Annotated in this window: 18 protein-coding genes and 1 tRNA gene; 9 read left to right on the top strand and 10 right to left on the bottom strand. The window is 71.2% G+C overall.

All coding sequences use genetic code 11. The features are described from left to right. Positions 1-162: 162 nt before the first annotated feature. The 3 genes from AB0E24_RS12045 to AB0E24_RS12035 all read right to left on the bottom strand — a co-directional run bounded on the left by AB0E24_RS12045 (position 163) and on the right by AB0E24_RS12035 (position 2,133). Entirely contained in the window at positions 163-594 is a 432-nt protein-coding gene (locus tag AB0E24_RS12045) for an HIT family protein (protein ID WP_359376432.1), read from the bottom strand. A gap of 201 nt (positions 595-795) precedes the next feature. Further along, positions 796-1,368 (bottom strand): hypothetical protein, encoded by a 573-nt coding sequence (locus AB0E24_RS12040; protein WP_359376429.1) that lies wholly within the window; start codon positions 1,366-1,368, stop codon positions 796-798. Positions 1,369-1,671: 303 nt separating this feature from the next. Continuing rightward, entirely contained in the window at positions 1,672-2,133 is a 462-nt protein-coding gene (locus AB0E24_RS12035; protein ID WP_359376426.1) for a hypothetical protein, read from the bottom strand. A 259-nt stretch (positions 2,134-2,392) separates the two neighbouring features. Between AB0E24_RS12035 and AB0E24_RS12030 the strand changes: the two genes are divergently transcribed. Further along, a tRNA-Met gene (locus AB0E24_RS12030) sits at positions 2,393-2,466 on the top strand. 101 nt (positions 2,467-2,567) lie between these two features. Here AB0E24_RS12030 and AB0E24_RS12025 read toward each other — a convergent pair. Then, a complete protein-coding gene (locus AB0E24_RS12025; protein WP_359376423.1) occupies positions 2,568-3,221 on the bottom strand; it encodes a hypothetical protein in 654 nt (217 codons plus the stop codon). Between the two features lie 241 nt (positions 3,222-3,462). Here AB0E24_RS12025 and AB0E24_RS12020 point away from each other — a divergent pair, with 241 nt between their 5' ends. Further along, the gene (locus AB0E24_RS12020; protein WP_359376421.1) at positions 3,463-4,329 is read left to right on the top strand and encodes an amidohydrolase family protein; all 867 of its coding nucleotides are present in this window, start codon (positions 3,463-3,465) and stop codon (positions 4,327-4,329) included. A gap of 103 nt (positions 4,330-4,432) precedes the next feature. Here AB0E24_RS12020 and AB0E24_RS12015 read toward each other — a convergent pair whose 3' ends face one another. After that, complete coding sequence (locus AB0E24_RS12015; RefSeq protein WP_069861041.1) at positions 4,433-5,311, bottom strand: LLM class F420-dependent oxidoreductase; 879 nt, start codon at positions 5,309-5,311, stop codon at positions 4,433-4,435. 219 nt (positions 5,312-5,530) lie between these two features. Between AB0E24_RS12015 and AB0E24_RS12010 the strand changes: the two genes are divergently transcribed. From AB0E24_RS12010 to AB0E24_RS11985, 6 genes are all read left to right on the top strand, one after another. Then, positions 5,531-6,268, top strand: coding sequence for a response regulator transcription factor (locus tag AB0E24_RS12010; protein ID WP_069861405.1), 738 nt, complete (start codon positions 5,531-5,533; stop codon positions 6,266-6,268). A 347-nt stretch (positions 6,269-6,615) separates the two neighbouring features. Then, positions 6,616-8,445 carry a sensor histidine kinase gene (locus AB0E24_RS12005; protein WP_435865277.1) on the top strand — a complete coding sequence of 610 codons (1,830 nt, stop codon included), beginning with the start codon at positions 6,616-6,618 and terminating at the stop codon, positions 8,443-8,445. A 26-nt stretch (positions 8,446-8,471) separates the two neighbouring features. Next, positions 8,472-9,770 carry a bifunctional glycosyltransferase family 2/GtrA family protein gene (locus AB0E24_RS12000; RefSeq protein ID WP_102935595.1) on the top strand — a complete coding sequence of 433 codons (1,299 nt, stop codon included), beginning with the start codon at positions 8,472-8,474 and terminating at the stop codon, positions 9,768-9,770. Further along, positions 9,767-12,262, top strand: coding sequence for an ArnT family glycosyltransferase (locus tag AB0E24_RS11995; protein WP_435865267.1), 2,496 nt, complete (start codon positions 9,767-9,769; stop codon positions 12,260-12,262). Before AB0E24_RS12000 ends, AB0E24_RS11995 begins: the two co-directional genes overlap by 4 nt. Positions 12,263-12,408: 146 nt before the next feature. Further along, a complete protein-coding gene (locus tag AB0E24_RS11990; RefSeq protein WP_359377005.1) occupies positions 12,409-13,935 on the top strand; it encodes an MFS transporter in 1,527 nt (508 codons plus the stop codon). Between the two features lie 81 nt (positions 13,936-14,016). After that, entirely contained in the window at positions 14,017-14,799 is a 783-nt protein-coding gene (locus tag AB0E24_RS11985; protein WP_069861036.1) for a TetR/AcrR family transcriptional regulator, read from the top strand. A gap of 173 nt (positions 14,800-14,972) precedes the next feature. Here the strand turns inward: AB0E24_RS11985 and AB0E24_RS11980 are convergent, their stop codons facing one another. The 3 genes from AB0E24_RS11980 to AB0E24_RS11970 all read right to left on the bottom strand — a co-directional run bounded on the left by AB0E24_RS11980 (position 14,973) and on the right by AB0E24_RS11970 (position 19,299). After that, entirely contained in the window at positions 14,973-15,824 is an 852-nt protein-coding gene (locus tag AB0E24_RS11980) for a YceI family protein (protein WP_359377003.1), read from the bottom strand. A gap of 362 nt (positions 15,825-16,186) precedes the next feature. After that, positions 16,187-18,682: an MFS transporter gene (locus AB0E24_RS11975; RefSeq protein WP_459117468.1), complete on the bottom strand. Its 2,496-nt coding sequence runs from the start codon at positions 18,680-18,682 to the stop codon at positions 16,187-16,189. Between the two features lie 128 nt (positions 18,683-18,810). Continuing rightward, positions 18,811-19,299, bottom strand: coding sequence for a MarR family winged helix-turn-helix transcriptional regulator (locus AB0E24_RS11970; protein WP_069861034.1), 489 nt, complete (start codon positions 19,297-19,299; stop codon positions 18,811-18,813). A 211-nt stretch (positions 19,300-19,510) separates the two neighbouring features. Here AB0E24_RS11970 and AB0E24_RS11965 point away from each other — a divergent pair, with 211 nt between their 5' ends. Beyond that, on the top strand, positions 19,511-19,714 hold the full coding sequence (locus AB0E24_RS11965; RefSeq protein ID WP_069861033.1) for a hypothetical protein: 204 nt from the start codon (positions 19,511-19,513) through the stop codon (positions 19,712-19,714). Positions 19,715-19,782: 68 nt separating this feature from the next. Here the strand turns inward: AB0E24_RS11965 and AB0E24_RS11960 are convergent, their stop codons facing one another. Both AB0E24_RS11960 and AB0E24_RS11955 read right to left on the bottom strand, forming a co-directional pair. Continuing rightward, positions 19,783-20,604: a hypothetical protein gene (locus AB0E24_RS11960; RefSeq protein WP_359376410.1), complete on the bottom strand. Its 822-nt coding sequence runs from the start codon at positions 20,602-20,604 to the stop codon at positions 19,783-19,785. Between the two features lie 65 nt (positions 20,605-20,669). Beyond that, the gene (locus AB0E24_RS11955; protein ID WP_069861031.1) at positions 20,670-21,500 is read right to left on the bottom strand and encodes an RNA polymerase sigma factor SigF; all 831 of its coding nucleotides are present in this window, start codon (positions 21,498-21,500) and stop codon (positions 20,670-20,672) included. Positions 21,501-21,630: the final 130 nt, after the last annotated feature.

Here is a 21,630-nt window from a genome sequence, read left to right as displayed (position 1 = left end):
GCGCGGTCGGCGACCCCGGCAGCCAGGAAGCTCCGCGCGGGCGGTACGGCTACGGGTCTTGGCTCCGCTGTACCTCTTGGGGCTCCTGGCGGCGTACCTGGTCGCTGTCTGCGCCCCGTTCGGACGGCCGAGGGGGATCGCGTCAATCGACGGTCGTCGGTCTCAAGCTCTCGGCCGCAATGCCTTGCGCAGGGCGGCCGCTCGGGCGAGGCGTATGTCTCGTGGCGCTTCGTGCAGTTCCGTCTCCGGCATGCGGAACGCGTCGTCCTCGAAGCGGGGGATGACATGGATGTGGACGTGGTGAAGTGCCTGACCTGGGATGTGGTTGTTCTGCGTGACCGTGCTTCCGGTCGCCCCGTAGGCGTCTTTCACCGCTGAGGTCACTCTCGCCGTGACCTCGATGAGCTCATGCAGGAGATCAGGGGGGACGTCATGAAGGTCGGTCAGATGTGACACGGGCAGGACGAGGGCGTGGCCGGGGTTGTTCGGCCGCTGCTTGAGCGCGGGGACGATGAAGACGTTCTCCGAGCGGTAGGCGACCAAGTCCTCGTCCATCTCGCGTTGCCCGATACGGCAGAAGGCGCAGTCACTCACCCTGGAGACCTCCGAAGTCACGCCACGCCAGCCCTGTCCGGCTCGAGCGCCGACCCTGTCCGGCTGGAGCGCCGACGCTGCCCTGCTGGATCGTCGGCCCGATCCGGCTGGATCGATGAGTCTGGCAGGCCGGTGCCCAGAGGGGCACCTACGTGTCCGGCTCGGTGGCGGGGCTACCGAGCCGGACCTCGGTTCAATGGCCTATACGGCGGCCGGAGTTTTCCGGGCGGCGGTCCGGTCGGCCATGCCGCCACCGCCGGTGCTCACTCCGCCGCGCGGGGTCCGTGTGCCGTGGCCGTCGGCCTTGAACTTGCCGTCCCGCAGCTCGAAGCGCTGGGGTGGCGAGCAGCCGATCGCCGGGGTGATCAGCAGGCTCGTGGTGATGGGCGCGGGGTTGGTGCTCGCCGTCGAGAACTCGCAGATCGCGCCGCGTCCGGTGACCGGGAACCAGAACCAGCTGTCCACCGCGCCGACCCGTACCTCGTCCGACAGCACGAACCGGCCGTGCTCCCGGGCGAATGCCTTCAGACGGACGGTGGCCCTCAGCGGGTCGACAGTGGACCGGATCGCGGTCAGGGTGAACTTGACGTTCTTGTCGGCGTCCAGGACCGAGGACGCGATCTGCCTGGTTTCGGCCGCTCGTCCGTCGCTCGGCCGCCCGCCGTGGGCTTTGGCTTCGATGGGTTCGGCAGGGGCAGCCAGCATGGCGACGGTCGCCGCGGCGGTGATCAGCACCGAGCTGCCGCGCACGAGCGCGCTCGCTTGTATCGGCATGTTTCCTCCCAGGTGTTCATGCGTGCCATTCGCGCATGAATGCCACTGTTTTTCTTCCACCTGGAAACGGGAAAAGTGCCTGAATCACCCGTTCGCGTGCGGTGTCACCTGGTCGGAGCCGGACAAGTGCTCCACCGGTCGGTCCCTGTGCTGCTGGGCGCGGCGGGTCCATGGTGTCGTCCACAGCCCCCTGGTGTCGTCACGGCCCCGTGGCGTCGTCACACGGTCGGCGGGAGGGCGCCGGAGAGCCGGCCGCTGGGCTTTCGGGGTGCGGGCGTACGGGCGAACGGGCGACGATCGGGCTTACTGGTGCTGGACCGGCGGGCAGTAGCCGGTCTTCTCTCCGATGGTGTTGATTTCGGCGTTGGGCCGGGGGTCGCCCGCGTAGTTGATCTGGTTCGTGCAGCTCACGCCGGGCTTCTTGGGGGTGCCGGACGGTGTGTCGGCCTTCTGCGGCTTCGGGCAGTGGCCCGTCTCTTCGCCGATGCTGTTGATTTCGGCGTTGGACCTGGGGTCCCCCGCGTAGTTGATCTGGTTGGTGCAGCGCCCGTCGGACTTCTTCGGTGTGCCCGACGGTGTGGTGTTGGCGGAGTCATCGGGGGTCTTGGCCGTGGGGGACTGCGGGGCGCTCGCGGAGGGGGACGAGGGCGAGGACGAGGTGTCGGCCTCGCTGTCCTGGCAGGCGGTGAGCCCGAGCGCGGCGACGGCGATGATCATGGCGGCGGCGGCCTTGCGGGTGTGGCGGAGTGCGGTGCGGTTCGACATGGGGTTTCCCGTTCTCGCGAAATGGTGTTCCGGGCTCGTGACAACAAGGCTGTCGGCCGCCGCTGATGCTCCGTCGCTGTACGGCTAACGCCCCGCTAACGCCCGACGTGGACCATCGGTCCTCGGGTACGGGGCGGTGTCGGCGCCGTCCCGGAGTCGTCGGCGCCGTCCCGGAAGGGGTGGGATTCCGCTCCGAGCCGTCCGCCCCGATGGTGGATTTCCCTTAGCGGGGAGAATGACGTAGAGTTACGTTCATCGACGCGGGGTGGAGCAGCTCGGTAGCTCGCTGGGCTCATAACCCAGAGGTCGCAGGTTCAAATCCTGTCCCCGCTACTCGGATATCGAGGGCCCGGCACTTCTTCAGTGCCGGGCCCTCGGTCGTTCGGCCACTTCGTGGCCCGGGGCCGCGTCGAGATCCCCCCGCCCCGCCGCCGTCAGCGTGTGGCCTTCCAGCTCACCGGGCGCTTGGTGTCGTCGCCCGTGCTGTACGTCACCACCGACGGCCGTATGCCGTTCGGCACCAGGAACACCTTGCACAGGGAGACCTTCGCGCCCACCGCGAAGTCGTCCGGATCCTTGCCCCGGCACACCGCCTCCTCGGTGTCGCCGGTGATGAGGGGCTGGTCGTCCACACCGCCTGTGTCCTCGAGTCCGGTGGGGGTGTTGAGGAAGGGGTAGTGGAGGGAGTTCTCGCCGATGTTCTCGAAGGTCATGGTGACGTAGTACGGCTGGGTCGTCCGTACGTCGGACGCGTCCACGCCCGCCGTCCTCAGCTGGGCGTGTGTGCCCTTGCGTACCTTCACCGCGGTGACCCGCAGGGCGCCCCGCATATGGTCCGAGCCGCTCTTGTAGGTGATCGACGTGGGCTCGCCGAGCCGGAGCGTCTTGCCGCCGTCGCTGTCGGCCGCCAGGTCGGCGCGGGTCGCGGGCTGCCGTCGGCCGGACGCGGCGGCGGTGTCGTCCTCGCAGCCGGTGGTGGCGAGGCCGAGGAGGGTGACGCCGAGGGCGCAGAGCAGAGCGGTGCCTGATCGGGCGGTGCCTGATCGGGCGGTGCCTGATCGGGCGGTGCGAGGCAGGCGGTTGGGCATGAAGCGGTCCCCCGTGGTTGATGGCGGTCGGTGAGGACGTCCAGCGGGCGGCGGTGGTCTTGGATGGATACGCCGGTCACGGGGCGTCAGTTCACCTCATCGGTTCCCGTTGTGATGATCTTGCGGCGGGGCGGATCATCATGCCCGTGACAAAACCACTGGTTGGGGCTGTGATCAACTCGAGGCGAGAGCTTGAGACGAGGCTGTAGCAATACGCCCGCGGCCAACTACCGTGATCGGCATGGACGATCCCGCCGTGGTGCTGGTGCAGCGGTTCTGGCAGGAGCTCGGGCTGCCCGGACTCATCGATGTGCACACCCACTTCATGCCCCAGCGCGTACTGGACAAGGTCTGGGCCTACTTCGACGCCGTCGAGCCCCGCTGGCCCATCACCTACCGCGAGGAGGAGACCGAGCGGCTCGCGATGCTACGGGCGTTCGGGGTACGGGCCTTCACCGCGATGCTCTACCCCCACAAGCCGGACATGGCGCGGTGGCTGAACGACTGGGCGGCCGGGTTCGCCGCCCGTACGCCCGACTGTCTGCACACCGCGACCTTCTTCCCCGAGCCCGGTGTGGAGGGATATGTGCGCGCGGCGCTCGACGGCGGGGCGCGGGTGTTCAAGGCCCATGTGCAGGTGGGGGCGTACGACCCGGGTGACGCGCTGCTCGACCCGGTGTGGGGCACGCTCGCCGAGAGCGGGACGCCCATCGTCATCCACTGCGGCTCGGGGCCCGGCCCGGGGAAGTACACCGGCCCCGAGCCGGTGGGGCGGGTGCTCGCCCGCCATCCCCGGCTGCGCCTGATCATCGCGCATATGGGGCTGCCGGAGTACGCGGACTTCCTGGGGCTGGCGGAGCGGTACGACGGCGTCCACCTGGACACCACGATGGCCTTCACCGACTTCACCGAGAGCCGGTGGCCGTTTCCGCGGGCGGAACGGGGAAGGCTGGCCGCCCTCGGGGACCGGGTGCTGTTCGGGAGCGACTTCCCCAACATCCCGTACGGGTATCGCCATGCGCTGGACGCGCTGACGCGGATCGGCCAGGACGAGGAGTGGCTGCGCGCGGTCTGCTACGGGAACGCGGCGCGGCTGTTCGGGATATGAGGTCCTGCTCGGGACAGAGGGCTTGCGATGGCGTCCGCCCGCCCCCGCCCCCGCCTCGCCCGGTGCCGGGGGTGCCGGGCGGGGGCAGGGGCCGGGGTCAGGGTCAGCCCTTGTCCAGCGGCAGTGCCTGGGCCAGGGTGCGCCACTGCTCGCGGGGGATGTCCTTCATCGGGTCGGCGGTCACCACCTGGATCGCCACGTGGTCGGCGCCCGCGGTCAGGAATTCGTCGACGCGCGCCCGGATCGCCTCCGCGTCACCGAAGGCGTACATGGCGGAGAGGAGGCGGTCGCTGCCACCGTCCACGAAGTCCGCGTCCTCGAAGCCCAGCCGCCGGAAGTTGTTGGTGTAGTTGGGCAGCGCCAGGTAGCGGCCGAGGTAGCCGCGGGCGACGTCGCGGGCGCGGGCCTGGTCCGTGTCGAGGACGACCTTCAGCTCCGGTGCGAGCACGGCGTCCTTGCCCAGGATGTCGCGGGCCTCGCTGGTGTGCTCGGGGGTGACGAGATACGGATGCGCGCCGGCCGCGCGGTCGCGGGACAGCTCCAGCATCTTCGGGCCGAGGGCGGCCAGCACGCGCTCGGAGGTGGGGACCGGGGTCGGGGCGGAGTCCAGCGCGGTCAGGTACTCCTTCATCGCCGTGTACGGGCGCCTGTAGCGCTCACCGGCGAGCGCGCTGTGGCTCACGCCGAGGCCGAGGAGGAAGCGGCCGTCGTGGGCGGCGTTGAGCGCGGTGTGCCGCTCGGCGACATAGGGCGCCTCGTGGTCCCAGATGCTGAGGATGCCGGTCGCGATGGTGATCCGTGGGGTGGCGTCCAGGAGGAGACCGGCCTCATCGGGGCTGGGGTTGCCACCGAGCCAGATGGTGCCGTACCCCAGCTCGTCCAGTTCCGCCGCCATCTCGCTGACCTGCTCTGATGGCGCGACGCTCGCCTTCAGGGCTCCGGTCCAGATGCCGATCTTGCCAAGTGCGGGACGAGAAGTCATGCAGTGGGAAGCCCGGGAGTCCTTCCGCTTATTCCGTGTCCGGTCATTCCGTGTGCGGTCATTCCGCGTCCGGGGTGTCGATTCCGTGCCTGGGGACGTCGTCTCCCGCGTCCCGTCGTTCCGCGGCTCTGGCCGGTTGCGCCGGGCTCCACAGGATTCTCAGGTAATTCACAGGCGGCCGAAAGGGACCTCTCAGGCCCCGCGCGGAGGGTGATGGACATGATGCCGACCTCGCCTCATGGGCGTACCGAGCTGCTGCGCCCCGACGGGAGCCCCGTCCGGGTGCTGGTTGTGGACGATGAGTCGGCGCTCGCCGACCTGCTGTCGATGGCCCTGCGCTACGAGGGGTGGGAGGTGCGCACCGCCGGTGACGGCGCGGACGCGATCCGGATCACCCGTGAACTGCGCCCGGACGCGGTGGTCCTGGACATCATGCTGCCCGATATGGACGGGCTCGCGGTGCTGGGGCGGCTGCGCCGGGAGCTGCCCGATGTCCCGGTGCTGTTCCTGACCGCGCGGGACGCGGTGGAGGACCGGATCGCGGGGCTGACGGCGGGCGGCGACGACTACGTGACCAAGCCGTTCAGCCTGGAGGAGGTCGTCGCCCGGCTGCGGGGCCTGCTGCGCAGGTCGGGGGCGGCGGCCGCGCGCAGCGAGTCGGTGCTTGCCGTGGGCGATCTGATCCTGGACGAGGACAGCCATGAGGTGTCGCGCGGGGGCGCGGAGATCCATCTCACCGCGACCGAGTTCGAGCTGCTGCGCTATCTCATGCGCAATCCGCGCCGGGTGCTCAGCAAGGCGCAGATCCTCGACCGGGTGTGGAGCTATGACTTCGGCGGCCAGGCCAACGTCGTCGAGCTCTATATCTCGTATCTGCGGCGCAAGATCGACGCTGGGCGCACTCCGATGATCCACACCCGGCGTGGTGCCGGGTATCTGATCAAGCCCGGGGAGTAGACACCGTGGCGCACCCCCCGCCCCGGCCGTCCCGGGCCCCCGAGCCGCCCGGCGCGTCCGAGCCGTCCCACACCAACGTGACGCGCGGCGCCCCCGAGTCGCTTCAGGGCGCGGGAGCGCCCCGGAGCGCGGAGGTGCCGCGGGGTGCGGGCGCCGCGCCGAGCGGCGCTGGGGCGGAGCCGAGCCCGGGAGCGGTGCGGAGCCCGGGGGCGGCGCCGAGCGGCGCGGGAGCGCCACAGGGCCCGGGAGCGGCCCAGAGCCCGGGAGGAGCGGGCGCGGCGCAGCGGCGTGCGCACGCCCGGCGCGCTCAGCGGCCCGGGCGCCGCCCCTGGTCCCTGCGCACCCGCCTGGTCGTCTCGGCCGTCGCGCTGATCGCGGTGGTCTGCGCGGTGATCGGCACGGTCACGACCCTCGCCCTCCAGTCGTATCTCCAGGGCCAGGTGGACGGCGATCTGCGCGGTTCCGTAGGGCGGTTCCTGAACAAGCCGGGCCCGGCGCGCGAACTCCCCCGGGACGATGTGCTCTTCGTCGCCTCACCCGGCCAGCCCATCGGCACGGTCGGGGCGCGGTTCGGCCAGGGCGGGGAGATCACCGCGTCCGGCAAGAGCAATGACTCGCCGATGACGAACGACGCCGACGCCGAGAGCCGGGTGGACCCCCTGTCCGGCGATCAGCTGAAGGCGCTCACCGCCGTCCCCCGCGACGGGCAGGTGCACACCATCGATCTGCCCGGCCTCGGCGGCTTCCGGGCCGTGGCCCAGTGGGACCACCGCGAGGGCGGCATCATCCTCGCCTTCCCGCTCGACCAGACCCAGGAGACCGTCAACACCCTCATCCTCGTCGAGGTCTGTGTGACCGCGGCCGGGCTGGTCGCGGCCGGGATCGCCGGGGCCGCGATGGTCGGCATCTCGCTGCGCCCGCTGCGCCGGGTGGCCGCGACCGCGACCCGGGTCTCCGAACTCCCCCTGCACAGCGGCGAAGTGGCGCTGCGCGAGCGCGTCCCGGCCTCGGAGGCCGATCCGCGCACCGAGGTCGGCCAGGTGGGCGCGGCGCTCAACCGCATGCTCGGCCATGTGGAGTCGGCGCTCGCGGCCCGCCAGGAGAGCGAGACGCGGGTGCGGCAGTTCGTCGCCGACGCCAGCCATGAGCTCCGTACGCCGCTCGCCTCGATCCGCGGTTACGCGGAGCTGACCCGGCGCGGCCGGGAGGAGATCGGGCCCGACACCCGGCATGCCCTCTGCCGGGTCGAGTCCGAGGCGGGGCGGATGACCGGGCTGGTCGAGGATCTGCTGCTGCTGGCCCGCCTGGACGCGGGCCGGCCCCTGGAATGCGCGGAGGTCGATCTGTCCCCGCTGGTCGTCGACGCGGTCAGCGACGCGCGGGCGGTCGGCTCCGACCACGAGTGGCGGCTTGAGCTGCCCGATGAACCCGCGGTCGTCCACGGTGACGACGCCCGGCTTCGCCAGGTGCTGGTCAACCTCCTCGCCAACGCGCGTACGCACACCCCGGCCGGCACCACGGTCACGGCGCGGGTGCTGTGGGGCGGGCCGCAGGCGTCGCCGCGCCCCTCGCGGTATCCGGCGCCGTACGGTCTGCCCCATGGGGCGCCCGCGGCGACGCCAGGCGGACCAGGCGGACCAGGCGGACCAGGCGTGCCAGGTACGCCGGTCGCGCCGTCCGGGGCCCCTGGGACCGTCGGCGTCCCTTGGACCGTCGGGGCCGGTGGGACCGTCGGGGCCGGTGGCCGGACCGGTGGCGCTCATGGGCACCGTAAGGCGGGCGGTTCGCCGTACGCCCCGCCTTACGGTTCGCCGTACGCCGCCGCCCGCGCCGCCGGGTCCTTCGGCCCACCGCGGCCGCCCGCGTACATCTCGCTGGAGATCGAGGACGACGGTCCCGGCATCCCGCCCGAGCTGCTGCCGCATGTCTTCGAACGGTTCGCGCGCGGTGACGCCTCGCGCTCCCGCGCCGCGGGCAGTACGGGGCTCGGCCTGGCCATCGTGCACGCGGTCGTCGCCGCGCACGACGGGAAGGTGACGGTGGACAGTGTGCCCGGGCGCACCGTGTTCGGCGTCCATCTGCCCGTCCACCGGGTCGTTCACCGGGTCGTCCACCGCGGCGTTCACCAGGCCGTAACGGACTCACAGGCAGGCCACAGGCTGACCACACAGCCGTGACAGCGCGGCTCGCGACCGTCGACCTCATGCGAATCGACACCCCTCTCGGGGTTCCGCCCGAGACACCTCTACAGACCTTGCCCGTGCGCGGGCCGGTGGTGGCCGAGCGCGGCCGTCCGGTGCTGGACGTCGTCATCCCCGTCTACAACGAGGAAGCGGACCTCGAGCGGTGCGTGCGACGGCTGCATGACCATCTGGCCCGTACCTTTCCGTACGCCTTCCGGATCACCATCGCCGACAACGCCAGCACGGACCGTACGCCTGAACTCGCGGCCCGCCTGGACGAGACCATCGAGGAGGTGACGGCGGTCCGGCTGGAGCAGAAGGGGCGCGGGCGGGCGCTGCGCACCGTGTGGTCGCTGTCCGAGGCACCCGTGCTCGCCTATATGGACGTCGATCTGTCCACGGACCTCAAGGCGCTGCTGCCGCTGGTGGCCCCGCTGATCTCCGGTCACTCCGACCTGGCGATCGGCTCGCGGCTGGCGCGCAGCTCACGCGTGGTGCGCGGGCCCAAGCGCGAGTTCATCTCGCGGGCGTACAACCTGATCCTGCGCGGCAGCCTGGCCGCCCGCTTCTCCGATGCCCAGTGCGGTTTCAAAGCGATCCGTAAGGACGTCGCGGAGCGGCTGCTGCCGCTGGTCGAGGACACCGGATGGTTCTTCGACACCGAGATGCTGGTGCTGGCCGAGCGGGCCGGGCTGCGCATCCACGAGGTGCCGGTGGACTGGGTGGACGACCCCAACAGCACGGTCCACATCCTCAAGACGGCCACGGAGGACCTCAAGGGTGTGTGGCGGGTGGGGCGCGCGCTGGCCACCGGCGCGCTGCCGCTCGACCGGGTGCGCCGTCCGTTCGGCGACGATCCGCGCGACCGCGAGCTGAGCGGGGTGCCGAAGGGCCTGGCCCGCCAGCTGGTCGGGTTCTGTGTGGTCGGCGCTCTGAGCACCCTGGTCTATCTGCTGTTGTACTCCCTCTTCCGGCTGGGCACAGGACCGCAGGTGGCCAACGCGCTGGCCTTGCTGCTGTCGGCGCTCGGCAACACCGCGGCCAACCGGAGGCTCACCTTCGGCGTACGCGGCCGGGACCGCGCGGTGCGCCACCAGGCGCAGGGGCTGGTCGTCTTCGGCATCGGCCTCGTGCTGACCAGCGGCTCCCTCGCCGCCTTGGACGCCGTCCCCGGCACCGCCTCGCACGGCACCGAACTGGCCGTGCTGGTCGCGGCGAACCTCGCCGCGACCGTTCTGCGCTTCCTGCTCTTCCGGGCCTGGGTCTTCCCGTCGGACAGCGGGGCCATCACCGACGACTCGAGGAACGACAACCGATGACGACGCACGACCACGGCACCCGGGACGCAGGACCGCCCCTTCCCCAGCCCCCGCAGCCCCCGGCGGACCCTGCGGTTCCGATGGCTTCCGCGGCCCCGGCGGCTTCGGAGGCTCCCACCATGGCTCCGGCGGGTCCTATGGCACCTGCGGCACCTGCGGCACCTGCGGCACCTGCGGCACCTGCGGCCTCCGTGGCCTCCGCCGCCTCCGCCGCTTCGGACGGGGGACGTCTGGCGTGGGTCCGGCGGGGACGGCCGGGTGACCCGCGCTGGGCGCGGCCCGCCCTGTGGGCCCTGCTGGCCGTGACCACCGTGCTCTATCTGTGGAGCCTGGGCGCGTCCGGCTACGCCAACCAGTTCTACTCGGCGGCCGCGCAGGCGGGCAGCGAGAGCTGGAAGGCGTTCTTCTTCGGCTCCTCCGACGCCGCGAACTCCATCACCGTCGACAAGCCCCCGGCCTCGCTGTGGCCGATGGCGCTGTCGGTGCGGCTCTTCGGCCTCTCCTCCTGGGCGATCCTGGTCCCCGAGGCGCTGATGGGCGTCGCGACGGTCGGGGTGCTGTACGCGGCCGTACGCCGCAGGTTCAGCGCGGCCGCCGGGCTCATCGCGGCCGCGGCGCTCGCGGTCACCCCGGTCGCGGCGCTGATGTTCCGCTTCAACAACCCCGATGCGCTGCTCTGTCTGCTGATGGTCTCGGCGGTCTACTGCGTGCTGCGCGCGCTGGAGGACGCCCGCACCAAGTGGCTGGTGCTCGCGGGGGTCTGTTTCGGCCTCGGCTTCCTCACCAAGACGCTCCAGGCATGGCTGATTCTGCCGCCGCTCGCGGTGGTGTATGCGGTGTGCGCCCCGGCGAAGTTCGGCCGGCGGATCGGGCAGCTGCTGCTCGCGGGGCTCGCGATGGTGGTCTCCGGCGGCTGGTGGGTCGCGATCGTCGAGCTGTGGCCGGCGTCCTCGCGTCCGTACATCGGCGGTTCGCAGCACAACAGCTTCCTGGAGCTGACCTTCGGCTACAACGGTCTGGGCCGGATCAACGGCAATGAGACCGGCAGCGTCGGCGGGGGCGGTCCGGGCGGCGGCGGTCGCGGTGGCGGCAGGTGGGGCGATACCGGGCTCGACCGGCTCTTCGGCTCCGACATGGGCGGTCAGATCGCCTGGCTGCTGCCCGCGGCGTTCATCCTGCTGGCGGCCGGGATCTGGCTGACCTGGCGGGCGAGGCGCACCGACACCCGGCGCGCGGCCTTCCTGGTGTGGGGCGGGGCGCTGCTGATGACGTTCGCCACCTTCAGCTTCATGTCCGGGATCTTCCACCAGTACTACAACATCGCACTGGCCCCCTACATCGCGGCGCTCGTGGGCATGGGCGCGGCCCTGCTGTGGGAGCGGCGGAACGAGGGCGGCCGGGCGGGGGCGGCGGCATCGGCGGTGCTCGCCCTCACGGTCGCGGTCACCGCGTATATGTCGTACGTCCTGCTGGGGCGTTCGCCGGACTGGCACCCCTGGCTGCGCTGGGCGGTGCTGATCGGCGGGCTCGCGGCGGCGGCCGGGCTGCTGCTGACCGGGCTGCTGGCGACGGGGCGGCTGGGCCGGAAGGCGGCGCTGGCCGCGGCGGGCCTCGGCCTCGCGGCGGGGCTGGCCGGGCCGGTCGCGTACACGCTCAACACGGTGGACACCCCGAAGCAGGGCTCCATCGTGACGGCGGGCCCGTCGGTGGCGGGCGGTATGGGCGGTCCGGGTGGAGGGTTCCCGGGCGGCGGCCGGATGGGCGGTCCGCCCGGGATGCAAAACGGACGCCAGGGCACGGGCCAGCAAGGTCAAGGCCAGCAAGGTCAAGGCCAGCAGGGGCAGGGTCAGCAAGGTCAGGGCCAGGGCAATCAGCAGGGGCAGGGCCAGGGCGGTCGGCAGGGTACGCCGGGCGGCGGCACCGGCGGCACCGGCGGCACCGGCGGCGGTCAGCCGGGCGGCCAGAACGGCTTCCCCGGTGGCGGCTTCCCGGGTGGCGGCCAGTCCCCGCGGAACGGTCAGGGCAACGCCCAGGGCGGCCAGGGGCAGAACGGCACGCCGGGCATGCTGCCCGGCGGGGGTATGGGCGAGGGTGGCCGGCGCGGCGGCGGTATGGGCGGACTGCTCAACGGCCAGCAGGTCGACGCCGAGGTGGCGGCGAAGCTGAAGAAGAACGCCGACGACTACACCTGGGCGGCCGCGGCGATCGGCTCCCAGAACGCCGCGAGCTATCAGCTGGCCACCCAGAAGCCCGTGATGGCCATCGGCGGATTCAACGGCAGTGACCCGTCCCCGACGCTCGCCCAGTTCAAGGAGTATGTGAAGCAGGACAAGATCCACTACTTCATCTCCTCGGGCACCGGGATGGGCGGCGGGCCGGGCGGCGGCCAGGGGACCTCGTCCCAGATCACCTCCTGGATCGAGTCCACCTACAAGAAGGTCACCGTGGGAAGCGCCACGCTCTACGACCTGACACAGAAGAAGACCGGCTGACCGACTGGTCGACAGACCGGCTGAACTCGGTTGACCAGCTGAAACGCGGGCGCGGGGAAATTCGCTGCACGTCGCGCGGCAGCCCTTGTACGGTGTATGGCAAACCGATTGCCATACACCGTACAAGCGTGCGTCTGGAGACCTTCATGCCGGCCCCGATCACCAATACCGCGCCCGACGCCCTGCCCGAACAGTCCTCCGGCGGCCACCCCCAGCGGTGGCTGATTCTCGCCGTCATCTGCCTGGCCCAGCTCACCGTGTTGCTGGACAACACGATCCTCAATGTGGCGATCCCCTCCCTGACCAGGGAGATGGATGCCCGCACCGCCGATATCCAGTGGATGATCAACGCCTACTCGCTGGTCCAGTCGGGCCTGCTGCTCACCGCGGGCAGCGCCGCCGACCGCTACGGGCGGAAGAAGATGCTGATCGCCGGGCTCGCCCTGTTCGGCATCGGCTCGCTCGCCGCGTCGATGGCGCAGGACCCGGGTCAGCTGATCGCCGCCCGCGCGGGCATGGGGATCGGCGGGGCGCTGCTGATGACCACCACGCTCGCCGTCGTGGTGCAGGTGTTCGAGGAGGGCGAGCGGGCCAAGGCCATCGGGCTGTGGGGCGCGGTCAGCTCCCTCGGCTTCGCCGCGGGGCCGCTGATCGGCGGCACACTGCTGGAGCACTTCTGGTGGGGCTCGATCTTCCTGATCAATATCCCGGTGGCGCTGGTCGGGCTGGTCGCCGTGGTCTGGATGGTGCCGGAGTCGAAGGCGCCGACCAGCGACCGCCCCGATCTGCTCGGCGCGCTGCTGTCCACGGTCGGCATGACCGGCATCGTCTTCGCGATCATCTCCGGGCCGGAGCACGGCTGGACCTCCGGCCGGGTGCTGCTGTCGGCCTTCATCGGCGTCACCGTGATGGCCGGCTTCGCGCTGTGGGAGCGTCATATCCCGCATCCCATGCTGGACATGCACTTCTTCCGCGACCGCCGGTTCGTGGGCGCGGTGGCGGGCGGCATCCTCGTCGCCTTCGGGATGGGCGGTTCGCTCTTCCTGCTCACCCAGCATCTGCAATTCGTGCTCGGCTATGACGCGTTGGACGCCGGGCTGCGCACCGCGCCGCTCGCGCTGGTGATCGTCGCGCTCAATCTCACCGGTGTCGGGGCTCGGCTGCTGCTCAGACTGGGGACCCCGGTGACGATCGTCGGCGGGATGGGCCTGCTCGCGGCCGGTCTCGCCATCATCGCGACGCTCGGGGCGCACGGCTATGGCGGGATGCTCTTCGGGCTGGCGGTGATGGGGTCCGGTATCGCGCTGGCGATGCCCGCGATGGCGACCGCCATCATGTCGGCCATCCCGCCGGAGAAGGCGGGTGTGGGCGCGGGGGTCAACGGCACGCTCACCGAATGCGGCAACGGGCTCGGCGTCGCCATTCTGGGCGCGGTGCTGAACTCCCGCTTCGCCGCGCTGCTGCCCGCGGTCGCCGCCGGGGCGGGCTCGCTTCCGGCCGCCGTCGCGGCGGCTCGTACGCCTGAGGACCGTAAGGCCGTCGCGGACGCCTTCGCCTCCGGTGTCCAGACCAGCCAGCTGGTCGGCGCGGCCGCCGTACTGGCGGGCGGAGTGGTGGCCGCCCTGCTGCTCAGCAGGGCCGAACGATCTTCACGGGAGGCCCAGGCGGCATAGCATCTTCAGGTAGTGAGGTGCCGCGTGCCGGATCCTGGGGCACATGTGGTGCCAGCGCATCGGAGAAAGAGAGGCGCCGCCATGGCAACCGGCAGCCGTACCGTCCGCCCGCGGTCCAGCGTCTGGCTCTCCGAGCGCAAGACCCCCAAGCGCAAGGGCGACCAGCAGCCGGTCGGGCTCGACCATCTGAAGATCGTCGCGGCGACGATGCGGCTGCTGGACGCCGAGGGCATGTCGGGTTTCTCGATGCGGCGGCTCGCGGCGGAGCTCGGGGTGACCGCCATGTCGGTCTACTGGTACGTGGAGACCAAGGACCATCTGCTGGAACTCGCCCTCGACGCCGTCATGGGCGAGATAGCGCTGCCCATCGAGGCCGTCGGCCCCGTCGAGGGCTTCGCGGGTCCCCCGGCCGAGCCGCGGGACTGGCGCGAGCAGCTGCGCCAGGTCGCCACCGAGTACCGGCGGGTGCTGGTCCGCCACCCCTGGCTGCCCGCGCTGCTGGGGGAGTACCTCAACATCGGGCCCAACGCGGTGGTCTTCCAGAAGGCCGCGCTGGCCGTGATGCGCAACAGCGGACTGCCGGACGACAGGATCACCAGCGCGCTGTCCCTCGTCTACCAGTTCGTCTACGGCTTCGGCACGATCGAGGGCCGCTTCGCCGCCCGCTGCCGGGCGGAGGGAGTCACCCAGGACGAGCTGTTCCACGAGATGATGAGCTCGGTCGAGGACCGTTTGGAGTACGACGAGGCCCGGCAGTTCATGAAGGCTCGCGGCGGCACCACGGTCCAGGAGATGCACGACCGCGATTTCACCTTCGCCCTGGACCTCGCGATCGCCGGTATCGAGGCCCTGAAGGAGCGATAGCGCGCGGTGGCGGGCCGTTCGAGGGCCCTCGACGGGTCTTTCAGCGACGGGCCTTCTGCGACGGGCTTGCGACGGGCCCTCGTCGCCCCGGCGGCGGGCCAGGGGCGAGGCGGCGGTGGGCGGCCTGACCCGGGGCCGGGCCTCAGGCCGCGGGGAGGCCGGGCCGCCGCGGGTCAGGCCGCCGGAAGGTCCTCGCCCTGCACCGCCTGTATGTCCAGCTCCACCCGCAGGGTCGTGCCGATCGCCGCGATGCCTGCCGCGACGACCTGGTTGTAGTTCATCGCGAAGTCCTCGCGGCGCAGCTCGGCGACGGCCCGGAAGGCCGCCCGCACCCCTCCCCAGGGGTCGGGGCCCGTGCCCAGGTACGTCAGGTCCAGGTCCACGTCCCGGACGACGCCGTGCATCGACAGCTCGCCATGGACCGTCCAGCGGTCGGCCCCGGCCGCGCTCAGATGCGTGCTCCGGTACGTCAGCTGCGGGAACTCCTCCACATTGAGGAAGTCGGGCGACTTCAGATGGCCGTCCCGCATCGCATTGCCGGTGTCGATGCTGGCGGCCTGGATGACCGCCTCGACCCGCGACTTCTCGATGTCCTCGGCGACCTCGATCCGCCCGCCGAACTCCGTGAACCGGCCGCGCACGCTGGAGATCCCCAGATGCTGGGCGACGGCGCCCACCGTCGAATGCGCCGGGTCGATCGTCCACGCACCCGGCGGGGGAAGCTCCACTCCGCCCTGGCGCGCCAGCACCACCGTGCCCACATCGGCCCGCCCGGAGGCCGTGACGATCGAGGTGGACGCGACCGGGGCATAGCCGACCGCGGTGGCGATGACCGTGTACGCCCCCGGCGGCAGCGGCTCGTCGGTCCGAATGGCGCCGTCCGTGTCGGCCTGCGCGCGCAGCACCTGGGCGCCCGTCATATCGGTGACGGTCAGCACGGCGTGCTGGACCGCCCAGCCGTCACGGGTGTGGATCCGGGCCCGCAGTCCCACTCCCCCGCCTGCTCCTGCTCCTGTGGTCGTCATGCCGCGTTTCGCTCCCGCTCGGGTGTCGCTCGTGTCGCTCGTGTTGCTCATGTCGCTCGTGTCGCTCCGCTCGACGTGCTGGTCGTGCACGCCGTGCTGGTCGCACTCGTGGTGCTGGTCGTGCTGGTCGCACTCGTCGTTCTGGTCATGCACGCCGTGCTGGTCGTGCTGGTCGTGCCGGGGTCGTGCCGGTCGTACTCGTCGTGTCTGTTGCGCCGGATCCGGGCGGCGGCGTCAGGCCGTCCCCTGCCTTCACTACACCGCCGCCGGGATCCGGGTTCCGGACCCGGCGGAAAATCCGCCGCCCCGGTCCGGGCCGGGGGCGCGCCTCCGCTCGTGCGCGCCCCCGGCCCGGAGTTCCGTCACTCGCCCGGGTGGGCGAGCTCCACATCGTGGCCGTCGACGCCGGGCCCGGAGACCGTCAGCGCCCCCGCGACCGGCGGGTAGCCGCTCGCGATGACCGTGTAGTCGCCCGCGTCCAGGTCGGTGAAGGCGTACGCGCCGTCCTCACCGGTGGTGGCGGTGGCGACCACGTTCCCGGCCGAGTCCACGAGGGTGACCCGCGCGTCGGGCAGCGGCCGCCGGTCGGCACCGGCGCGGACTATGCCCTGTACCCGGGCGCCGGCCTGGAGCGCTATCTCCACCCGGGTCAGCCCCTGGGCGCCCACCTCGACGGGCAGGGCCGCGGGCCGGTAGCCCGGCGCGTTCACCGCGACCGTGAAGGTCCCGGAGACCAGCTCCTCGAAGCCGAAGTCGCCCTGCTCACCGGTCTTCCCGGTGGCCAGCACCTCACCGCGGACATCGGTGACCACGACCATCGCCGCCTCGACCGGGCGGCCGTCGGCGGCGCCGCGCACATTGCCCACCAGGCCGCTGGTGGCCGACAGGACGATGTCGAAGCCGAGCGGCTCATCCCCGACCACGACCGTGGACGCCTGCGGCTGGTGGCCGTCGGCCGCCGCGATCAGGACGTACGAGCCGGAGCCCGGCGCGTCCAGGGCGTAGGAGCCGTCGGGGTGTGCCACCGAGCGGCCGAGCTGCCGCCCGGCGAGCGAGATCAGCGTGACCGCGGCACGGGCGACGGGGCCGCCGTCCGCGTTCCGCACGAAGCCGTGCACACCCTGGCGGGGCTGGTGGTCCGCGCCGTCGCCCCCGGCGGAGGCGAAGGCCGCCAGGCGCTGCGGGGCGGTGGCCGCGAGGGCACCGTCGGAGTCCGGCTCGTGCACCTCGGGGGCCGGGGCGCCCACGAGCGCGGGCTCGAGGTCGGAGATCTGCCCGGCGGCGGTGGCCGGCACCGCGTCGGCCGGGGTGGCGTCGGCGGCCGGGTCCGAGGCGGCCGCGGCGGCCTGCTGGGAGCCGGAGCTGGTCTTCAGGGCTACCTCCTTGATGAACAGGGTCAGCAGCAGGGCGAGCAGCGCGGCCGGGGCGGCGAAGAGGAAGACGTCCGCGACACCGTGGCCGTAGGCGCTCTCCATGATCGTGCGCAGCGGCTCGGGCAGCGTCTTGACGTTGGGGATGGCACCGCCGCCGGTGCCGGCGTGGCCCAGCGCGGCGCCCTTGGGGCCGAGGTCGGTCAGGCCGTCCTTGACGTAGTGGGTGACGCGGTTGGCGAGCACCGCACCGAGGGCCGAGACGCCCACCGCACCGCCCAGGGAGCGGAAGAAGGTGACGACGGCGCTGGCCGCGCCGAGGTCCTGCGGGGCCACCTGGTTCTGGCTGGCCAGCACCAGGTTCTGCATCATCATGCCGACGCCGAGGCCCATGAGCGCCATATAGATCGCCATGTGCCAGTACGGGGTGTCGTAGCGGATGGTGCCCAGCAGCCCGAGGCCCGCCGTCACCAGCACACCACCCATGACCAGCCATGCCTTCCAGCGACCGGTCTTGGTGATGACCTGGCCGGAAACGGTCGAGGAGACGAACAGGCCACCGATCATCGGGATCGTCATGACGCCGGACATGGTGGGCGTCTCACCGCGCGCCAGCTGGAAGTACTGGCTGAAGAAGACGGTTCCGGAGAACATCGCGATACCGACGAAGAGCGATGCCAGCGAGGTGAGGGTGATCGTCTTGTTGCGGAACAGCCGCAGCGGAATGATCGGCTCGCTCGCCTTGGACTCGATCAGCAGGAAGATCAGACCGAGCACGATCGAACCGCCGACCATCGCGTAGGTCTGCCACGAGAGCCAGTCGTACTTGTCGCCCGCGAAGGTCACCCAGACCAGCAGCAGCGAGACCGCGGCGCTGATGAAGAAGGCGCCGCCCCAGTCGACCTTGACCTCCCGCTTCACCACGGGGAGCTTCAGGGTCTTCTGAAGGACGATCAGCGCGATGACGGCGAACGGGACGCCGACGTAGAAGCACCAGCGCCAGCCCAGCCAGGAGGTGTCGGTGATCACGCCGCCCAGCAGCGGGCCGCCGACGGTCGCGACGGCGAAGGTCGCGCCGAGGTAGCCGCTGTAGCGGCCGCGCTCACGCGGGGAGATCATCGCCGCCATGACGACCTGGGCGAGGGCGGACAGACCGCCGACGCCGATGCCCTGCACCACTCGGCAGGCGATCAGCATGCCGGGGCTCTGCGACAGACCGGCCACCACGGAGCCCGCCACGTAGATCAGCAGGGCGATCTGGACCAGCAGCTTCTTGCTGAACAGATCGGAGAGCTTGCCCCACAGCGGGGTGGCGGCGGTCATGGCCAGCAGGGTGGCGGTGACGACCCAGGTGTAGGCGGACTGGCCGCCGTGGAGATCGGAGATGATCTCGGGCAGGGCGTTGGAGACGATCGTCGACGACAGGATCGCGACGAACATCCCCAGCAGCAGTCCGGAGAGCGCCTCCATGATCTGCCGGTGGGTCATCGGCGCCGGGGAGTCCGCGCCCTGGCCGGGCTGGCCTCTGTGGCCTCCTCCGCCGTGCTTGGCGTGGGCGGGGTGCCCCGCGGGTCCCCGCACACCGCCGTCCGGTGTGGTCGTTGCCATGAAGTTCCTTAACGTTGCGAAGGTGTACGGGTGATGCTGCTCTCCGCCTGTTGCGGCAGAGCCCGGGTACGGGTGTCCCCGAAGCTCGTCCGCAACCGGGCGAGAAGTTCGTTGAGCCGGTCGACGTCCTCGTCGGACCAGTCGCTCAGACAACTGGCGAGCGCGTTCGTGTAGCGCTCGGACACCTGACCGAGCAGCGTCCGTCCGCTGGTGTTGATGCTCAGCAGCCGCGACCGCCGGTCGAGCGGGTCGGGCTTGCGGTCCACCCAGCCGCGGTTCGCGACATGCGCCACATGCCGACTGGTCACCGACATGTCGATGTCGAGCAGCTCGGCGAGCCTGCTCATCCGCATCTCGCCGTACCGGTCCAGGAGCATCAGGACGACGGCGGAGCCGGATGGGCAGTCGGCCGGCAGGACGCGCCCGAGGCCGCGTTTGACGGTGCCGATGGCGCTGAGCTGCCGGGCCAGCTCCTCGTAGTGGCTCTGTGTGGCCACGGCACCCCCAGAGGGTTTGATCAAATTGGTCAGTTGCTTGAGGCAACCATAGAAGAAGTTAGTTGCTACAGGCAAATGAAAGGGTGGTCTGGGTAGTAAATTGCTATTAAAGAGTCGACCCGGAGTCGGTCAAGCGGGGTGGGTGGGGCGGGAGGGGTCGCTGGTACCCGGGGGTGTCCCGGAATCCGCTCGTTCGCTAGGGTCGGGGCTCATGGCGAACAACCCCCAGAGCCCCAACGGAAACAACGACCCGGCGGGCTCCACCCAGATGTTCCGCGCCTTCGTCGACGAGGGCACTCGGCAGCCTCAGACCACCGCCGCGACGAGCGGCGGCGGTCCGCGCGTCGGCGTGATCGTCGGTGTGATCGCCGCGGTCGTGATCGTCGCCGCGGTGGCCTGGCTGGCGCTGGCCTGAGGCCGCCGAACTCGACGTTTCCAGCGGGGGCGTGAGCTCCCGCGCCCCTTACGGCTGCCGGGCCGTCCTTACGGCTTCCAGGCGACCGAGACGTCCTGTGTCTCGATATGCATGCCCAGCGGCACCCGCCAGTCGTCCACGCACACCGTCCAGGTCTTCTCCTTCTTCTGGCCCGCGCCGATCGGTGCGGGCAGCTTCTCCTCGGACTTCAACGTCGCCCAGTCGATGCCGAGGAGGTCGATCACATGGGTGGCGAAGGTGACGGTGCCCGAGGTGACCGCGGTTCCTCCGGTGTTGTGGAACTCGACCTTCACCTTTTCGCACCAGCGCTCATCGGTCGCGGTGCGCTCCGGCTTGCCGACCTCGAGGGCGGCCGGTCCGGTGGGTGTGGGGGAGCCGGAGCCTGATCCGGAGGGCGAGGGCTCGCCGGATCCGTCGCCTCGGGGCCCGTCGCCGCCCTTGGGGCCATCGCCGCCCTTGGGGCCGCCGTCCGTACGCCCCGGGGCACCGGAGCCGCTCCGTCCGCCGCTCGGGCCGTCCGTACGGCCCCGGGCCCCTGCCGAGGGCGTCCGTGAGGCCGGTCCGTCCGCCTTTCCGCCCGTGGTGGCGGCGGGTCCGGACGCGCCCCGATCGCGCTTCCCGCCCGTGCGGCCCTTACCGTCGCGATCGTTCTGTGCGCCGTCCTCGTCCAGGGGCACCAGGTCGACGTCACCCTTGGGTGGCACGGCCTTCGCGGTCCGCTGGCCGTCGGGTCCGGCCGCCCCGGCGGCGACATAGCCGTCGCCGCCACCGCCGCAGCCGCTGAGCAGTGCCCCCAGGCACAGCGTGGCCGCCGAGGAGGCGATCGCCGTGCCTCGGCGGCCCGTTGTCCGGCTCCATGCGTATCGCATCGGGCCAGTTTGGCTGACGACCCGTCAGGTGTACAGGGATCCGGCGCGGAACCGGCCCGTCCGGCTCAGTCCGAGATCAGACCCTCGCGCAGCTGGGCCAGGGTGCGGGTGAGCAGCCGGGAGACATGCATCTGGGAGATCCCGACCTCTTCGCCGATTTGCGACTGCGTCATATTGGCGAAGAAGCGCAGCATGATGATCTGGCGCTCGCGCGGCGGCAGTTTGGCCAGCAGGGGCTTGAGCGACTCCCGGTACTCCACGCCCTCCAGCGCGGTGTCCTCGTAGCCCAGCCGGTCGGCGAGCGACCCCTCGCCGCCGTCGTCCTCGGGCGACGGGGAGTCCAGCGAGCTGGCCGTGTAGGCGTTGCCCACCGCGAGCCCGTCGACCACGTCCTCCTCGGAGACGCCCAGCGCCGCGGCGAGCTCTGTGACGGTCGGGGAGCGGTCGAGCTTCTGTGACAGCTCGTCACTGGCCTTGGTGAGCGCCAGCCGCAGCTCCTGGAGCCGCCGCGGGACCCGCACCGACCAACTGGTGTCGCGGAAGAACCGCTTGATCTCGCCCACGACGGTCGGCATGGCGAACGTGGGGAACTCCACGCCCCGTTCGCAGTCGAAGCGGTCGATCGCCTTGATCAGGCCGATGGTGCCGACCTGGACGATGTCCTCCATGGGCTCGTTACGGCTGCGGAACCGGGCCGCCGCGTAGCGGACGAGCGGGAGGTTCAGCTCGATGAGGGTGTCACGGACGTAGCCGGCCTCCGCACTGTCCTTGTCGAGTGTGGCGAGCCGCAGGAAGAGGGAGCGGGAGAGGGTGCGGGTGTCGATGGCGTCGCAGTCGTCAGGCATGAGCGGTGCGTCGTTGTTGAGCACCTTCGAGCTGCCCAGTTCTACGGACATGCCACCCCCTAGAGGTCGCGAACGGATCCCAGCTGCGCGGTTCGTGTCCGACGCAGCCTCCCCCTGAATACCGGAGGTCGGGCCGCGCCAAACGCGGTTCATGCAGAATGTCACATGTCGGCAACACGCT

The sequence above is a fragment of the Streptomyces malaysiensis subsp. malaysiensis genome, from assembly GCF_040653035.1.
Lineage (GTDB): Bacteria > Actinomycetota > Actinomycetes > Streptomycetales > Streptomycetaceae > Streptomyces > Streptomyces malaysiensis.
This window is presented reverse-complemented; position numbering and strand designations above follow the sequence as displayed.

What these genes read in the sequence shown, in the direction of transcription:
- AB0E24_RS11960 (WP_359376410.1), bottom strand. Translation starts at nt 20,604, where the DNA reads ATGCGATACGCATGGAGCCGGACAACGGGCCGCCGAGGCACGGCGATC.
- AB0E24_RS11995 (WP_435865267.1), top strand. Translation starts at nt 9,767, where the DNA reads ATGACGACGCACGACCACGGCACCCGGGACGCAGGACCGCCCCTTCCC.
- AB0E24_RS12015 (WP_069861041.1), bottom strand. Translation starts at nt 5,311, where the DNA reads ATGACTTCTCGTCCCGCACTTGGCAAGATCGGCATCTGGACCGGAGCC.
- AB0E24_RS12020 (WP_359376421.1), top strand. Translation starts at nt 3,463, where the DNA reads ATGGACGATCCCGCCGTGGTGCTGGTGCAGCGGTTCTGGCAGGAGCTC.
- AB0E24_RS12025 (WP_359376423.1), bottom strand. Translation starts at nt 3,221, where the DNA reads ATGCCCAACCGCCTGCCTCGCACCGCCCGATCAGGCACCGCCCGATCA.
- AB0E24_RS12000 (WP_102935595.1), top strand. Translation starts at nt 8,472, where the DNA reads ATGCGAATCGACACCCCTCTCGGGGTTCCGCCCGAGACACCTCTACAG.
- AB0E24_RS11975 (WP_459117468.1), bottom strand. Translation starts at nt 18,682, where the DNA reads ATGACCCACCGGCAGATCATGGAGGCGCTCTCCGGACTGCTGCTGGGG.
- AB0E24_RS11965 (WP_069861033.1), top strand. Translation starts at nt 19,511, where the DNA reads ATGGCGAACAACCCCCAGAGCCCCAACGGAAACAACGACCCGGCGGGC.
- AB0E24_RS12040 (WP_359376429.1), bottom strand. Translation starts at nt 1,368, where the DNA reads ATGCCGATACAAGCGAGCGCGCTCGTGCGCGGCAGCTCGGTGCTGATC.
- AB0E24_RS12035 (WP_359376426.1), bottom strand. Translation starts at nt 2,133, where the DNA reads ATGTCGAACCGCACCGCACTCCGCCACACCCGCAAGGCCGCCGCCGCC.
- AB0E24_RS12010 (WP_069861405.1), top strand. Translation starts at nt 5,531, where the DNA reads ATGATGCCGACCTCGCCTCATGGGCGTACCGAGCTGCTGCGCCCCGAC.
- AB0E24_RS11955 (WP_069861031.1), bottom strand. Translation starts at nt 21,500, where the DNA reads ATGTCCGTAGAACTGGGCAGCTCGAAGGTGCTCAACAACGACGCACCG.
- AB0E24_RS11985 (WP_069861036.1), top strand. Translation starts at nt 14,017, where the DNA reads ATGGCAACCGGCAGCCGTACCGTCCGCCCGCGGTCCAGCGTCTGGCTC.
- AB0E24_RS11990 (WP_359377005.1), top strand. Translation starts at nt 12,409, where the DNA reads ATGCCGGCCCCGATCACCAATACCGCGCCCGACGCCCTGCCCGAACAG.
- AB0E24_RS11980 (WP_359377003.1), bottom strand. Translation starts at nt 15,824, where the DNA reads ATGACGACCACAGGAGCAGGAGCAGGCGGGGGAGTGGGACTGCGGGCC.